This is a genomic window from Microbulbifer mixtoriginis (SeqCode) (assembly GCF_052467235.1).
In genome coordinates this window covers 1,834,991-1,851,158 of sequence record NZ_CP174305.1, presented here as the reverse complement: position 1 = coordinate 1,851,158, position 16,168 = coordinate 1,834,991, and the positions used below count along the sequence as shown (strand labels likewise).

The 16,168-nt window shown below is 48.5% G+C and carries 13 protein-coding genes; 3 read left to right on the top strand and 10 right to left on the bottom strand.

The genetic code is table 11. The features are described from left to right. A complete protein-coding gene (locus ACJJIO_RS08075; RefSeq protein ID WP_444887412.1) occupies positions 1–786 on the bottom strand; it encodes an outer membrane protein OmpK in 786 nt (261 codons plus the stop codon). Positions 787–1,713: 927 nt separating this feature from the next. Here ACJJIO_RS08075 and ACJJIO_RS08070 point away from each other — a divergent pair. Next, entirely contained in the window at positions 1,714–2,130 is a 417-nt protein-coding gene (locus ACJJIO_RS08070; RefSeq protein ID WP_226642070.1) for a VOC family protein, read from the top strand. A gap of 242 nt (positions 2,131–2,372) precedes the next feature. Here ACJJIO_RS08070 and ACJJIO_RS08065 read toward each other — a convergent pair whose 3' ends face one another. From ACJJIO_RS08065 to ACJJIO_RS08045, 5 genes are all read right to left on the bottom strand, one after another. Next, on the bottom strand, positions 2,373–3,908 hold the full coding sequence (locus ACJJIO_RS08065; protein ID WP_444910689.1) for a cryptochrome/photolyase family protein: 1,536 nt from the start codon (positions 3,906–3,908) through the stop codon (positions 2,373–2,375). Positions 3,909–4,337: 429 nt separating this feature from the next. Next, the gene (locus ACJJIO_RS08060; RefSeq protein WP_444910688.1) at positions 4,338–5,531 is read right to left on the bottom strand and encodes a CaiB/BaiF CoA transferase family protein; all 1,194 of its coding nucleotides are present in this window, start codon (positions 5,529–5,531) and stop codon (positions 4,338–4,340) included. Positions 5,532–5,773: 242 nt separating this feature from the next. Beyond that, positions 5,774–6,922, bottom strand: a complete 1,149-nt coding sequence (locus tag ACJJIO_RS08055) for an acyl-CoA dehydrogenase family protein (protein WP_444883005.1) — start codon at positions 6,920–6,922, stop codon at positions 5,774–5,776. Positions 6,923–7,063: 141 nt separating this feature from the next. Continuing rightward, positions 7,064–9,220: a 3-hydroxyacyl-CoA dehydrogenase NAD-binding domain-containing protein gene (locus tag ACJJIO_RS08050; RefSeq protein ID WP_444910687.1), complete on the bottom strand. Its 2,157-nt coding sequence runs from the start codon at positions 9,218–9,220 to the stop codon at positions 7,064–7,066. A gap of 9 nt (positions 9,221–9,229) precedes the next feature. After that, positions 9,230–10,438 (bottom strand): acetyl-CoA C-acetyltransferase, encoded by a 1,209-nt coding sequence (locus ACJJIO_RS08045; RefSeq protein ID WP_444910686.1) that lies wholly within the window; start codon positions 10,436–10,438, stop codon positions 9,230–9,232. A 377-nt stretch (positions 10,439–10,815) separates the two neighbouring features. Here ACJJIO_RS08045 and ACJJIO_RS08040 point away from each other — a divergent pair, with 377 nt between their 5' ends. Further along, positions 10,816–12,057 (top strand): OmpA family protein, encoded by a 1,242-nt coding sequence (locus tag ACJJIO_RS08040; protein ID WP_252083602.1) that lies wholly within the window; start codon positions 10,816–10,818, stop codon positions 12,055–12,057. Between the two features lie 107 nt (positions 12,058–12,164). Here the strand turns inward: ACJJIO_RS08040 and ACJJIO_RS08035 are convergent, their stop codons facing one another. Further along, entirely contained in the window at positions 12,165–13,199 is a 1,035-nt protein-coding gene (locus ACJJIO_RS08035; RefSeq protein WP_444887405.1) for an AraC family transcriptional regulator, read from the bottom strand. Between the two features lie 452 nt (positions 13,200–13,651). Here ACJJIO_RS08035 and ACJJIO_RS08030 point away from each other — a divergent pair, with 452 nt between their 5' ends. Further along, the gene (locus ACJJIO_RS08030; protein WP_444883000.1) at positions 13,652–13,966 is read left to right on the top strand and encodes a helix-turn-helix domain-containing protein; all 315 of its coding nucleotides are present in this window, start codon (positions 13,652–13,654) and stop codon (positions 13,964–13,966) included. Between the two features lie 178 nt (positions 13,967–14,144). On the opposite strand, the gene ACJJIO_RS08025 is transcribed toward ACJJIO_RS08030, so the two are convergent. The 3 genes from ACJJIO_RS08025 to rpiA form a co-directional block, all read right to left on the bottom strand. Next, positions 14,145–14,525: a DUF4168 domain-containing protein gene (locus tag ACJJIO_RS08025; RefSeq protein ID WP_444910685.1), complete on the bottom strand. Its 381-nt coding sequence runs from the start codon at positions 14,523–14,525 to the stop codon at positions 14,145–14,147. A gap of 212 nt (positions 14,526–14,737) precedes the next feature. After that, positions 14,738–15,361, bottom strand: a complete 624-nt coding sequence (locus tag ACJJIO_RS08020; protein WP_252083598.1) for a transglycosylase SLT domain-containing protein — start codon at positions 15,359–15,361, stop codon at positions 14,738–14,740. Positions 15,362–15,373: 12 nt separating this feature from the next. After that, positions 15,374–16,048, bottom strand: a complete 675-nt coding sequence (rpiA, locus tag ACJJIO_RS08015) for a ribose-5-phosphate isomerase RpiA (protein WP_252083597.1) — start codon at positions 16,046–16,048, stop codon at positions 15,374–15,376. Between the last annotated feature and the right edge of the window lie 120 nt (positions 16,049–16,168).

The following is a 16,168-nucleotide window of genomic DNA, read 5'->3' as shown; positions in this document are numbered from 1 at the left end:
TCAGAAGTGGTACTTTACTAGCAGGTTAACATTGCGCTCGTTGGAGTCGGTATTAAAGGTTCCATCTTTGAACCCAAATTTGTCATTCCAATGCACGTATTCAATACCGGCATACAGGGCTTTCGGCTCACCCCAATTGGCGCCAACGTCCCACTTGAGCTGGGAGGTAAAGTTCATACTTGGGTGTGTATTTTCTGCGGCGCTGGTCCAATCGATAAAACCGTCGTATACGAAGCTGGAGTCTCCCAGGGTAAATGGCATGGCCCAAACCAGGGTCAGCTGCTCGTTGCTGGCCTTGTCATCGTTATCGCGGCGGTAGGCGTTTACTTGGACAAAAGAAAAACCCGGAACTGCAAGGTCGAAACCGAGACCTGTCAGAACGTTGGTGAAATGCGGGCCTGTGGCTGTGAGGTGATCGGGGTCATCCATATTGCCCAGCTCTACAGTGGTTGCCACTAATACGTCGGTTACCGGCCCCCAAGCCAGTTCACGATCGCTGAGCTTCCCCAGGCTCAGACGAGGAGAAATTTCTGAATAGAGCTCCTTTGAACCATCTTCTGAATGCAGATAGTCGGCAAAGATAAACAGGTCTCCCCAGCTGTGGCCACTGGCGTGTTCAAAGGTCACTACAGAGCGCTCGGAATCATCGGTGGTCAGGCTGTAGTTCATTTCATAGTCGCGGCCATACAACAGGCTGAGGCTGTTATCGCTCCAAGTCATTTCTGCTTGGGCAGCTACAGACAACAGGCCGGAGGCCAGTAGTAGCAGGGGCTTGGTTGGTTTCATTGTATTACCTCTGTTACAGCGACAGGCGGAAACCGCACTGGCGGCCGACATTTGGGTCGGCAGTTGGTTAAAAAATAGTCGCGGAATATACCCGAGTTTACCGAGTGTTTTCCAGTATTTTTTTTCAGCAATAGCCTCTAGGTGAGTAGCCTTAAAGCAATGAAGTACTAATAAATTTTTAAAAACAAAAACTAAATACCTTTTAGCGGTTGGGTAAGCATACAACCGGGAAAAAGGCCTATTGAAGGGCTGGCCTGATTTTTGGTTACGTTGAACCGATACTTTTAATAAGGAAAGGTTGTGGACCAATACTTGCTGCCTGCAAATAGGGCGCCAGGCGGTACAGGGAGCACTAATAAGGTGCAAGAGTTTGTAAGGCAAAGCGTTGTGGAAAGACCTGGAGGGAACTGTATTAAGCGGAGCTGAGTACACCTTGTGCACGGGTCATCCTACTAGCATGCACCATTAAGGTGCATCGTGAAGATTCTATGTAAGGCTTTCTTTTAATAGTGAGCCTTGATGTAGGAGTGACTTGTCAGTAACTTCGTTATTAATCAGAGGCAGTTCTTCCCAGCAACACATGTGTTAAAGTACTGCGCTCAATTAGGAGGATATTTCAAGGCTTGCCGGTTAGTAGTGACCTGATTACGCCTTCTGTTGTTTTTTTGAGCACTAGGTGGGAGAGACTCACGAACCGCCCTATAAATAGGTGCAATATGTGTCTCTCGGGGCTCTGGCAGCTGCTTTGTTATCCGGATGTCATCTGGGAAGCCCTTGATCGGCCCTGGTGGCGTAAATAATAAATTGGGGTCGCTATACCCCGTATGTACCAATTGGTTGCTTGAGAAATCTATCCCCCAGGGTGTTGGCTTGTGATTATATGTCAATCAGCGGGATGAAGAAGAGCGGCCGGGAGTGGGAGGTTTTATGAAATCCAATTGCTTGCACCTTGCAATCCCCGCAGGGGATCTTGAGGTAGCCAAGAAATTTTACTGTGGCGTTTTTGGCTGTAAAACTGGAAACAGCGAAGAAGGGCGCTGGGTAGATATCGATTTCTGGGGCAATGAGCTTACTTTGCATCAGAGTGAAGAGAAGCTGCCGAACGTACGCCATAAGGTTGATATGGGAGCGGTAGCTGTTCCCCATTTCGGTATTCACCTGCCGGATGATGAATTCCAAGCCCTGAAAGCTCGTATCGAAGCTGCTGGCCTGGAGTACTTGGATAAGCCATATCGTCGCTTCGTTGGCAGTGAGTACGAACAGGAAACCTTCTTTATCGAAGATCCGAACGGTAATGTGCTGGAAATGAAAACTATGGTGAATCCAGAGCTGATGTTTAAATAGTGTTATGGATCACAGCTAGCACACATTGAGTTAGCCCGAGGTACCATACGTATGGTCTTTTGTATTGTATCTTGGGTTAATTTAAATTTTTTACCTCCTATTATTTTTTTCCTTTCTTTCCCTGCCTTTATTGTTTAGTTGTTTTTGAAAACCATCTCATAAGTGAAAGTACTGCCTGAAGTGTTGATGGTTGCGAGGTTATTTTATTTTAGCTTTTTGGCTGGAGCAGAAGAGAGGATTTTCTAATTGCAGCTTAAAGAATTTATGAAGCTATTGGCTTGAGCTTGGATATCTTTTTTTTCCTTCGTTTTCAATTTATCTAAGAGGCTGAGCATCATAGACATTCTTGGATTTTTCTTAAAATATTTGCGCTTTTCTAAGAGAAAATTCCAATAAAGACTATTGAAGGGACATGCATCTTCACCAACTCTCTTCTTTACATTGTATCGGCAGTTATCACAATAGTTGCTCATTTTATTGATATATGAGCCACTGCTTATATAAGGCTTTGTTGCGACCAGTCCGCCATCGGCATATTGACTCATACCGCGAGTGTTCGGTAACTCTACCCACTGAATAGCATCGATATATATCCCTAAATACCATGCATCTACTTGGTCTGGGTCGGTTTGTGTTAAAAGAGCAAAGTTACCAGTTATCATTAAACGCTGAATGTGGTGGGCATAGGCATGCTCAAGGCTGTTTTTGATAGCGCTTTTAAGGCAGTACATATCCGTTTGCGCTGTCCAATAGAAATTGGGCAGCGAATTATGATTTTGTAGTTTGTTGATCTTCGTATAGTTTGGCATCTCTTGCCAATAAATACCGCGCATATACTCCCGCCAGCCAAGAATTTGCCGGACAAACCCTTCTATTTGATTCATATGAATTTCCTTCTTGTTGGAATTCCAATGATTAATAGTGCGATTGATAACTTCACTGGGGGATAGTAATTTGCAGTTAAGAGAAAAACTCAGGCGGCTATGAAAAAGGTAGGCCTCGTTGGGGTCCATCGCATCCTGGTAATCGCCGAAGTGTGGTAAAAGATATTTACAAAAATGGTTAAGGACTTTGAGGCTATCTTCTCTACTTGTTGGCCAGGTAAAATGCTTGGCGTTAATAGAACCAATGGTTTTTATTTTTGCGGCTTGGATACGTTTAAGTGTTTTTTCCACATTCTTTCGAAATAGGTATTGTCGGGGAATTTGAGGGTCTTCACTCCATTTTTTTCTATTACCTTTATCAAAATTCCACTGGTTTCCTTCAGGATCCCCCTTTTTATCGACAAGTATATTGTTTTCCCTGCGCATATGGCGATAGAAGCTTTCCATTAAGAGAGTTTTTTTTCCCTTAAAGAAATCCTTCAAGTAGTTTCTGGTGGTTAGAAAATGTTCTGTGTCATAGGCCTTATACTCTATCTGCAATTCTTGAACTATTGTATTTAGTTGCTCTTCAAGGCGATACTCATCAGGTAGTTGATATTCAAATCTCTGAATATCTAGCTGAGCAACTATTTGTCGAATATTTTCTTTAAGATTTTGTCGATTTTCTTTGCAGTCAATCTGATAGTAAATGACTTGATGACCATGTGATTTCAGCCACTCGGCAAACGTTTGCATGGATTCAAAAAAGGCAACCACTTTTTGAATATGATGAATGGCGTAATCTGTCTCCTGTCGTATCTCGGCAATATGGTAGAAAATATCTGAACTGCTTGATTTATACCAAGAGTGCTTATGGTTGAGCTGGTCGCCGAGTATTAATCGTAGCGTTTTCAAAAGGAAAGCCTTTTTGGAATACAGTTTTTGTCAAAAGGTTATATTTGGTTAAGAGTAAAGCTATTTGTATGCTTTTCAGGTCTCATAACTTCTAAAGTTTAGTAGTTCATCGCAGATTGAAGTTACGCTTTTACGCCAAAGTCATTTATTTTATGATTATAGTGTACTGTATGTGTTCACTGTTTAGGATTGTTATAGTTGCTTTATTTTGCCTATTGATTGACGCTATTTAAGTGAGAAATAGCATAGGGGGCATAAACCCTAAGAGTCCTTAAAGTTGACTGCTACCATTTACAATTGATCAAAACCTCAAGATCTCCGAAGGATGTAAATACGACTTGAATTGTAGGCTTAGCGGTTCTTCAGTGAATACCTTTCACAGCGGCGATTCTGGATCAAGTTATTCCTCTGGCAGTTTTTTGAGTTGGTCTAAACGATAATTTTTTGAGCAATTAGTCGGTCAATGTCCTCAGTGTTAAACCCTAGTGAACTCAGTAGGGATCGGCTATCGGCACCCAGTTTGGAGCCTGCTTGGTGTTGTATATTTTTCTTTCCATTAAACTTGAAGGGCGTGTTGATCTGTAGGAGAGGGCTGTCACTTTTGGTCTTTGCGTTTACAACCATTTGCCGCTCTTTGAACAATTTACTTTCTGTTGCTTCACTAAAGTTGAGAACAGGCTCAACGCAGGCGTCGAGATCAGAGAAAATATTAATCCATTCACTCAGCTTACGTTGTTGTATAACCTCGGAGATATCTTGTTTCAAGCTCTCTTGCTGATCGCTCTCTAGTACCCGAACCATCCAATCCGGATGCCCAATTCCTTGAAAGAAAGCTTCGGCAAACTGAGGTTCAAGGCTACCAACGGATAGATAGCGGTCATCGGCTGTACGGTAATAATCATAGTAACTTCCACCGTTAAGCAGTTCCATTTCCACCTTAGGATCTCCACCATTTGCGAGAGCACTGGCTCCGCTTATGGCATTCAAAGCATAGGCACAGTCGGTCATACTGATATCGATATAGCTGCCGCTGCCTGTTTGTTGGCGGTGATACACGGCGGCAAGAATTGCCATGGCTGCATGGTGGGATCCACCGGCAATATCGGCAACTTGCATACCACTCAGACTGGGTCCGCTGGTCTGCCGACCGGAATAGCTGGCGAGCCCTGAGAGTGCAAGATAATTGATATCATGCCCAGCACGCATTTTAAGAGGGCCATCTTGTCCGTATCCGGTGATTGAACAATAGATAATATCTGTGCGTATATCACTGAGGTCTTCATAGCCAAAACCAAGCTTATCCATGACTCCTGGGCGGAATTGTTCAATGACAATGTCGTATTCAGAAAGTAGTTTTTCAATAATTTTCTTTGCTTCATGGCTTTTTAAATCTAAAGCCAAAGATTTTTTGTTGCGATTAATTGTTGCATGAGCTGCGGAAACGGGATCTTCACTGTCGATCATAGGAGGAAGCCCCCTAAGCATATCCGGACGATTCGGCGATTCTATACGTAGAACCTCCGCACCCATGTCCGCTAATAACATAGTGGCGTATGGACCTGGAAGCAGGGTGGTGAAATCGAGTATACGTAGGCCTTGCAGGGAGGTGATAGATTTATTCATTGCTTATTTTATATATTATTGTTTGGAAGTTTACGTAAAGAAATTTTCAGAAATTAAACATGCAATTAATCTTTTATATGACAAGTATGAACGAATTTTGTGGAAGAGTTTTATTTATTAGTTGATGGCAAATAGAGATTGGTGTAGATGAAATCGTAAATTGGATCGGCGATTAATTGTTCTCTTATTAATACAGTGGCAGGTTGAACCCGGCGGTAGTGTAGGCCGCCGGGTTATTGCGCTTAGTTGTCACGGAGAATTTCACGGGAAATAATGAGTTTCATGATTTCATTCGTTCCTGCATAAATACGTTGTACCCTGGCGTCAGCCCAGGAGCGGGCAATAGGATACTCCCACATATAGCCGAATCCACCATGGAGCTGAACGCACTCATCCAGCATCTTACATTGGAAGTCGGTAGCGAGTAATTTGGCTTTTGCTGCAGTGGCTACATCAAGCTTTTTCTCGTAATGGAGTTCCAGGCAACGATCCACAAAGACTCTGAGGGCAGAGAGTTCACTGTCCAGTTCCGCCAGTTTGAACTGTGTATTTTGAAACGCGGCTATAGGTTTTCCAAAGGCTTTGCGGTCTCGTACATAGTCAATAGTCCACCCTAATGCTGCTTCCGCATTGGCAATGGCAAAAATAGCTACACTGAGTCTTTCCTGTGGTAATTCCTGCATTAGGTAGACAAAACCTTGGCCTTCAGCTCCCAGTAAATTCTCCTGGGGTACTCTGACATCATCAAAGAAAAGCTCGGAGGTATCCTGAGCCTTCATGCCAATTTTTTCCAGATTATTGCCTCTTTTGAATCCTTCCGATTTGGCATCAACCAATAATAGGCTTACTCCGGAAGCCCCTTCACTGGGGTCTGTTTTTGCAACAACGATAACCAGATCGGCGTGCTGGCCATTGGTTATAAATGTCTTGGAACCATTGAGTAGATAGTGATCGCCACGCTTGATTGCGGTTGTTTTTACTCCTTGCAGATCGGAACCCGCGCCGGGCTCTGTCATAGCGATGGCCGTTACAATTTCACCGCTGATACATTTAGGTAAGTACTCCTTTTTTTGCTCTTCACTGCCGTAATTAATAATGTAGGGCACGGCAATATTGGAGTGCAGCCCCCAGCCGATGCCAGAAAGACCTGCACGGGCGATTTCCTCATCGATAATAGAGTTATAGCCGTAGTCCAGTCCAAGGCCGCCGTAGGATTCGGAGATTTGAGGGCAGAGAAAGCCCATTTCACCGGCCTTATTCCAAAGAGCACGATCGACCTGCCCATCTTTCTCCCACTGACTGTGAAAGGGGATGGCCTCGTTTTCGAGGAACTTTCGCACGGTATCGCGAAAATGCTCGTGGTCTTCGTTGTAAACGGTTCTCGGTATCATTCTGAACTCCAACATTCGTTTTTATTATCTGGAATTGTAGACTCTTCGCATTTGTGCAATTGCGGGACTGCCCGGCCGTGGCAGCCCCGTTAATTCTGCTGAGTCTTCTAGCTCATCAGCGACTTCGTAGTCTTTATGTGACTAATGGGTATCCTTCAACTCCTCTCTGGACTCGGCGAGTGCTATTAATGTTTCCGGGGGAGAAAATCTGTCCCCGTAGATTTCGGCAAGTTTTTGGGCGCGCTGTACAAAAGCTTCAACGCCATATTGGTTAATATATTGCAGGGCTCCGCCGGTCCAGGGAGGAAAACCAATACCAAAAATTGAGCCGATATTGGCCTCTCGCACGCTGCGTAGCACTTTTTCTTCGTAGCAGCGCAGTGTCTCTATGGCCATGATAAATAACAGGCGCTCCTTGATATCCTCAACAGGGGGTTGTTTGGCCGCTGGAAACTCCTGCTGTAGGCCTTGCCAAAGGTGTTTCTTACCCCCTTCTGGATAGCTGTAAAAACCGCCACCCGCCAACTTGCCGGCGCGGCCAAGTTCCAGCATATGATCAATTACAGATTCTGCAGGATGTGTGGGGACACTTTTACCCTCCTTCTGCAGGTCGTTAATCGTCTGTTGGCGAATCTTTCCCATTAAGGTGAGAGAGACCTCATCACTCACAGCTAGAGGCCCTACTGGGAATCCGGCCAGGGATGCTGCATTTTCAATCGTGGCGGGATTTATCCCTTCGCCAAGCATGCCAATTCCCTCATTGGTAAAGCAGCCAAAGACCCGAGAGGTGAAGAAGCCTCGGCTATCGTTAACAACAATCGGCGTCTTGCCGATTTGTAAAACGAAGGCGAAAGCCTGGGCCAAGGTCTCTTCACTGGTTTGCTTACCACAGATGATTTCCACCAGCGGCATTTTGTCTGCCGGGGAGAAAAAATGCAGGCCGATAAAGTTATCTGGCCGAGCAGAGGCCTGAGCCAGGCCGGTAATTGGTAGTGTGGAGGTGTTGGAGGCGAAGACAGCACTGCTATCCAGTTGGGCTTCTGCCTCGCGGGTAACTTCGGCTTTTAACTCTCGGTCCTCGAACACTGCTTCAATGATCAACTCACAACCGCTCAAGTCGGCGGCATTATCTGTTGGGTGAATATGAGACAGGATAGTCTGTACGTGTGCCTCGTCTGTTCGGCCGCGCTCCAGACGTTTTTGCAGTGCCTTTTCTGCATAGTTTTTACCTTTTAAGGCTGCCTCGGTGGAAATGTCTTTCAGCACAACCTCAATGCCCTTGCTGGCACAGGCATAGGCAATGCCGGCACCCATCATTCCGGCCCCAAGTATGCCGATCTTTTTGATAGCTGTGGTTTTCGATTCGCGTGCGGCTGGTGGGAGAGAGGTGCCGGCCTTCAGCGCGTTAAGAGCAAACCAGAAGGTGCCGATCATATTTTTTGCTACTTGACCGCAAGTGAGGTCGACAAAGTAACGCGATTCGATACGCGTGGCGGTGTCGAAATCCACTTGGGCGCCCTCGATAACCGTCGCCAGTATCGCTTCAGGAGCGGGCATACAGCCGTGGGTTTTCTTTTCCAGCATGGCGGGGGCAATCATCAACAGCTGGGCATTTTTAGGATTTTTGGCGTCACCGCCGGGCATACGGTAACCGGGCTGGTCCCAGGGCTGTAGGCTCTGTTGTTCACCGTTGCTGAGGATATGGTTCCGAGCCTTATTGAGCAGCTCTCCGGCATTTTGGGTTGTCTCATGGATTAAACCACTTGCCAATGCTTGCTTGGCTTTTACCTGCTTACCTTCCAGCAGGAAGGGCAGTGCATTTTGAATACCTAGCAAGCGGGGCATACGTACACAGCCTCCACCACCAGGCAGCAGCCCAAGGGTGACTTCCGGTAGCCCTATTTTTACTGAGTTCTCTTCCAAGGCGATCCTATGATGGCAGCTGAGGGCAATTTCCCAGCCGCCGCCGAGAGCGGCACCATTGATTGCCGCTACAACAGGTTTGCCCTGAGTTTCTAGCCAGCGCAAGTTTGCCTTAAGGGCCTCACAAGAGTTAAAAAACTCCTGAGCCTCACTTTTCTTTGCGGCATAGAGGAACTTGAGATCGCCGCCGGCGAAAAATGTTTTTTTAGTGGAGCGAACAATAATCCCCGCATAGTCCCACTGTTTTATCTCCTCCACCGCGGCCTGTAGTGAGTCTGTAAAATCCCGATCCATTACATTGGCGGAGGCATTGGGGTTGTCCATAATCAGGTGAACAATGTTATCGCTGTCTCTTTCCAAGCGTATAGATTTCATATTTTCCCCCTAGACCCTTTCGATAATAGTTGCCACGCCCATACCGCCACCTACACATAGGGTGACCAAGCCATAGCGCAACTGACGTTGCTCTAATTCATCAAGCACGGTGCCAATTAACATGGCACCAGTGGCGCCGAGAGGATGACCCATAGCGATAGCGCCGCCGTTTACATTGATCTTCTGCGGGTCGATATCCAATTCATGTTGGAAGCGCAGCACTACTGCAGCGAAGGCTTCGTTGACTTCGTACAGGTCTATGTCATGGGCGCTTAGGCCCGCAGCCCTGAGGGCTTTACGAGCGGAGGGAGCGGGTCCAGTCAGCATGATGGTGGGCTCGGTGCCGACGACTGCGGCGGAGACGATACGTGCCCGGGGTGTCAGGCCCAGGTCTTTTCCGGCCTGCTCACTGCCGATAAGAATGGCGGCGGCGCCGTCCACAATGCCTGAGGAGTTTCCTGCGGTATGTACGTGTTCGATAGCTTCCACCTGGGGGTAGCGGGAAATCGCTACGCTATCGAAGCAGAGGTCGCCCATGGTAGTAAAAGATGGGGAGAGATTGGCAAGCCCCTCCATGGAGGTTTCTGGGCGCACCAACTGATCGCGATCGAGAAGTAACAGGCCGTTCTGGTCCCGCACGGGGATTACGGATTTGTTGAAGGCACCACGTTGCCAGGCACTTGCAGCCTTGCGCTGGGAGTGCAGAGCAAAGTTATCCACATCTTCCCTGGAAAAGCCCCCCAGCGTGGCAATTAGGTCGGCTCCGATGCCCTGGGGTGCGAAGCCTGTTTCTATGGCGGTTTGTGGGTCCATAGCCCAGGCACCGCCGTCACTGCCCATGGGCACCCGCGACATAGACTCAACGCCACCGGCCACTACAAGCTGTTCCCAGCCAGAGCGGACCTTGGCGGCGGCTAAATTAACAGCTTCGGCACCGGAGGCACAAAAACGGTTTAAGGTGACGCCGCCAATATCCCAGTCCCAACCGGCACCGAGTGTGGCGACCTTGGCGATGTCAGCGCCCTGCTCACCGACAGGTGTTACGCACCCCATTACCACATCATCGACCCTGGCCGTATCCAGTTGGCTGCGCTGTTGCAATTCGCGCAGCAGGTTGGAGAGCAGGGTGATGGGTTTGACTTCGTGCAGCGCGCCGCTGGGTTTTCCTTTGCCACGCGGGGTGCGGATTGCATCGTAGATATAGGCTTCACTGGGCACGGTTATGGCCTCTTTATTTTTGATTGTGGGTACAACCATAGTTGTGTGGGGTTTCGGCGCAATGATGAAAGACGCCAGGGGGGGTGACGTGGTTGTCAGCTCAGATAATTAATGCAGCGAATCTTTTTACTTTACTTATTCCAAATCAAACTAACTCGATGAGTGGTGTGCCGTACACTCAAATAAGGCGCTTTATTTTTTATTTTCGGCCAGCGAATAGCAGCCGATTAGATTGTATTTAAGCCGCAATAGCCCCACCGAAAAATTTAGTTGTGGGTTTTGGCTCACAGGAAAAAGCCTTTATCTGGGTTGATTCATCACCAACACCATTTAAAGACTGGCTTTAGCTTGCGGTTGTCTGGCAGTGAGGATCGACTATGGCAGAGAATCTACTGGAACTGGCGGCGAGCCAACTGGGCACCTCGGGTATCGGTACCCTGGCATCTGCACTAAACCTTCCGGCAGAGAAAGGTCAGTCAGCACTGGATACTGGAATTGCATTTGTTCTTGCAGGCATGCTGAATAAAGCCAGTAGTAAAACTGGTATGGCTTACTTGTTCAATATGGTTACGGACACTGAAGTTGCGGATCTCCCCAGTGTTTTGCAGCGGTTTGCAGATAAGGCAAAGTTGGAAGCCTCACTGCCAGTCGGTGATGCCATGCTGCAAAAAGTATTTGGTACCCGGGTCGAAGAAGTGAGCAAAGTAGCCACTACAGAACTGCCGGGTAATGAAGGTGGCCACCTATTAAAGTTGGTGCTGCCACTGGTGATGGCCCTGCTAGGCGCTCAGGTAAGAGCCAACAAAATGGACGTCTCTGACTTGGCTTCATTTTTAATTGGTCAGAGAGAGTTTTTACGCAACAAGGTCCCTGATGCACTCCTGGATGCTCTTGATGTAAAAGGGTTTGATAATCTGGGGGCCGCCCTGGTTACCCATGGCCATGCCAAGCCTCAGGAACCTCGGGAACAAGCCCTGCATGGCCATGTGGAAAAGAAAAAGCCCGTAAGTTTTAGCAGCTGGTTTTTTCCGTTATTAGTGGTACTAATTGCCCTCTATGCCTTAAATATGTGCATGGACAAGGGTAGGCAGGAGGAAGCGGCAGGCCAGCCTTTTGAGACTCCACAGGAACAGGCTTTTATGGAAGCGCCCTCACAGCCTGCTGGCGATACTCCTCCCAATGAAAATAGCGCCCAGGCTCAGTTGGGCCCGGATAAATTCTCTAGTAACCTGCGGGATTACTTGAAGAGCTTTGATCGGGACCCGAACCAGGAATTTATTCTGCGAGTGAAGTTTGAAAAGGGCACGGCAAAAATTCTTGATCCCCAGTCCGCTGATATTGATGCACTTGCACAAATTATGCAGGAAAACCCACAGCTTACGGTTGCTATTGAAGGGCATGTACAAGGGGAGGGCAATGAAATTAAAGAGCAGGAAATTTCGCAAGAGAGAGCGGATGTTGTGCGGGAGCTGTTGCTGCAAAAGGGAATTGCGGCTAATCGTATGACGGCCACCGGTATGGGATCCGCTAAACCTGTGCAGGAAAGTGAGACAGGGCAAACAACACCGCAGCCGATGAACAATGAGCGTATTAGTGTACGAGTGGTTAATACCGAATAGATATTTTCACAATCTTGGCAAGCAAATAGCCCTACATTTCTGTGGGGCTATTTATTTTGTGAAGCGATAAAAAACGCCCATTAATGTTGGAAATTTAATGCTGGCAATCAACTGCGAAATTTCTCGCGGTAGGCGCCGGGGGCGAGGCCGGTCCATTTTTTAAATGCGCGATTGAAAGCACTGGGTTCAGAAAAGCCGAGTCGTTCGGCGATTTCTGCCACTGCGGTTTCCTGCTGTTTTAGCTGGTACACGGCCATATCGCGGCGTACAGAGTCTTTGATGTCCTGCCAGCTGTTGCCCTCGTCTTTTAGGCGCCGGCGCAGCGTTTGCGGGGAGGTGAACAGGCGTGCAGCCACATCGTCGAGGGAGAGATTTTCAATACTGTTCTGTTGTTGCAGCATACGGCGTATACGACCGGTAAAGCTGTGGTCAGATTTATATTGGGTGAGCAGGCACTCCGGTGCTCTGGATAAAAAGTCTGCCAGTTGCTGCTCATCCCGCACCAGCGGCATTTGTAAATAGCGAGTATTAAAAACCAGGCAGGTTTCAGCCTGGTTGAAGTAATGCCGGCACGGGAACATATCGCAGTAGTCCTCATTGTAATCCGGTGGCGGGAAGGCCAATAACACCCGTTCGAGCAAAATGGTGCGATCGATCAGCCAACTGAAAAAGCGCAGCCAGATAACGGCAATGGACTCTACGAAAATCTGATTAGGCAACTGTTTTTCGTTGCTGTGATGAATGATCAGCCTGGCCTCTTCGCCATCCTCTACCAGCTTGATATGCAGGTCGTCGCTGACCATGCTGATAAAGCGTGCTGAGCGCAATAGAGCTCGCCGCAGGTTGGGGCAGCTGATGCAGGCGTGGCCCATCATGGCAAAAGTACCCGGTAGCCAGGGGCGGGCTAAAAACCCGCCTGACTCATCATTCAATAAATCCCACTCAAGGCGCAGTAGACTGGCCATCTGCTCACGGCCGATGCGGCTGTCGGAATCTTCAAGATGGGCGGGATCTATCCCGCTGTCCCGCAGCAACTGTTGGCAATCCAGCCCCGCTGCCTGGGCGCCCACCAGCTGGGCGCGAACTACTGCGGCGAGGATACCTGGGTCCGCATCGCGGAGTTTGGGAGTCTCGCTTTCCACTGTCTCAGCCCTCAACGTGATCTTGTTTGCTGGATGTAATTTTTACGTGCAAGCAGAGATTATGCGCAAAGCGAGCGTGAAAGTCAGGTTTATCCCCAGCGGGTGTAAGAAAAGGGCAACTCTGGCGAGCTGCACGGTAAAGGAGCGCTAATGAAAACTGTAGCTATTGCAGCTTTTTCCACGAAGTTAGACGTATGTTCATTGATTTATCGCCACCACTTATCAGATAGAGTGTAAGTGGTCGTAGCAATATCACTTTTCTTCGCTCTTTGCGTAAGGAGCAAGTCCTCCAGTATTTGGCTATGTTTTTCTCCAGGCGTAGGGAGTATAAATGGTCCAACAAACCCAATGATCAGCTTTTGGATAAAGCGTCTCGTAGGGTGGCTATAAATTAGACTGAAAAGTCAGATAAGATAAGAATAACCTAAACATGCCAATGAGGGAGTGGCCCGATGCCGTCAGCATCCGTCGAAAGCCAGCTGAATCCGACTATTTGTCGGCGTATGTTGATCGCCTATCTGATTGAACAGATTCCCCGCCCCAACAATCCAGCCCTGGAAGAGGCAACCGGGTGGCCGCGACGCACGGTTCAGGACATTATTGCCAAGGGGTTACCAGGCCACGGCACACAGGTGGAGTTTATTCAGGAGGGGGTGCGTCATAATGATGGCTATTACCGGCTTCACGACTGGGGTTCATTCGACCGCAATTGGGTAAAAAGCAACTTATCGGTGATCTGTCGGGTGCTGGGAGTCAGCATCGAATAGCTTTTTCTTCGCGGATACTCACCAATAAAGCATCTTATTTATTCTGAAAACCAGCTGACCGGAATTAGCACAAACACGTAGGCACAATTGAAAAGTTGCGCCGACCAGTGGCCGGCGACGAAATCCAATTATTTGTTAATTGAGCAGATTGGCGGTGCAGTGAAATATTGTGTTGGAATTAATGCGGTTTTTGGTTATGTCCCTGTTGCAGTATTTTATTGACCTTTTCCAATAGGGCAGGATTAGATTTAATACTGCTGGCAATTTCCTGATATTTACTCTTTGATAACCCTGCCTTTTCTATAGCTGCGACCATCTTACCCTGCGCCTCCTTGTTGAGGGCTTCAGCCTCTTTGATATCTGCAGCGGCCTTGAGCTTGGGGGCATACTCCCGGCTCAACATCACGATTGAGCGATAGGCATCAGCAAATTGCTTGAGCTGAGGTTCACTGAAGGAGACTTTTGGGGCCTCGGCCTGTGAAGTTGCTGTCTGGGCGGTCGCAAAGGGTACTGTGAGCAACAAGGCGAAAAGAGCGAGATATTTAAAAGGGAATTTCATTGGGCACTCCTGAAAGTTGGGGGGCGCTTTTGCTTCTACAGAGCAATACCCAGTCACACTGCTCAAATGCCTGGGTGTTGCTGCGGAATCCATCGGTAATTGAAAGCGTTGGCAATCAACTCTGAGACATTAGTTTCAGGGTAGTCAGTTTCAGAGCGGCTGTGGCGCCATTCCCCGCCACCGCAGCAATTTTTATCGGCGGTGGCTCAGGGCTAAAAGAGGCCGAGGAACTTCCTGCGTTTTGGCAGAGACTGCTCACAGCTGTTGAGTTGTTGCTGGTAGCGCTGCGCTTTTGCCGAAACCTTGTGGGAAACCTTCTTGAGCCAGGCTTTATTTTTAAAACTACGCCGATTAAAGCCGCCGTGCCCCTCGTGGTAAGCCAGGTAGAGATGGTAAGCGTCGCGAGTGCGGATTTGGCAGCGGCGCGCGCTGGTATTGTTATACCAGCCAACAAAATCGATGGCGTCGCCAAAATCATCTCGATCGGCGCCATAGTTAAAGCTGGAACGTTGATATCCGCGCCAGGTGTTGCCGAGTGCCTGGGCGTAGCCATAGGCATCTGAGGGCCGAGGACCGGGAATAAAGCCGAGGATCTTGGTGCGAGGGGGGCGCGCATCATGCACAAAGCGCGACTCTTGGTGCAGAATGGCCATCATAACGGCCACAGGTGATCCCCATTTCTCCTCGGCAGCCTTGGCTTCCCGGTACCAGCTCTTCTTCTCACGAAAAATAGAGCAGATATTATCGAGGTTGCTCGGCGGGCTCGTGGCACAGCCCGCGCTCAGTGTCACGGCACCCAACAGTGCCGCCAGCAGTTTCTTATTCTTGTTTCCCATAATGTCTCTAGATTATCCAGCGGTGATGGTTTTCACTCCAGAGCTGGTGCCGAGCAGCAGTACATCCGCTGGGCGCTTGGCAAAGATTCCGTTAGTGACAACGCCGGTGATATTGTTGATTGCGTCTTCCAGGTCCTTGGGTTGCTCGATCTTCAAGTTATACACATCCAAGATGGCATTGCCATTATCGGTAATCACACCCTGGCGATAGACCGGGTCTCCCCCCAGCTTTACCAGCTCGCGGGCTACCAGCGAACGGGCCATGGGAATGACTTCCACTGGCAGGGGAAAGTCGCCCAAAGTCTCTACCCACTTACTGTCATCGGCAATACAAACAAATTCCTCAGCACAGGCGGCGACAATTTTCTCGCGGGTCAGGGCCGCACCGCCACCTTTGATCAGCTCCAGGGCGGGGTTAGTCTCATCGGCACCATCCACATAAAACTGCATGCCATCCACGCTATTCAGTTCATAGACTGGGATACCGTGGGCCTTAAGTCTTTGTGCGGAAGCTTCAGAGCTGGCGACGGTGCCGTCAAATTGGCCTTTGATCTCTGCCAGGTAGTCGATAAAGAAATTGGCTGTGGAGCCGGTGCCAACGCCGACGATGGAATCGGCCTCCAGGCGCGGGGAGATATAGTCGATGGCGGCGCGAGCAGTAGCCTGCTTCAGTTCATCCTGGGTCATACGCTGGATAGTTTCCTGTGCAATTATTTCTGCTTTATCTGTTTCTTTCGATAAAAAAAAGCGCAATAAATCTAAAAAAATGGCAATTATGCTGATCAAGGCTTAGACTGGCCTGCCGGT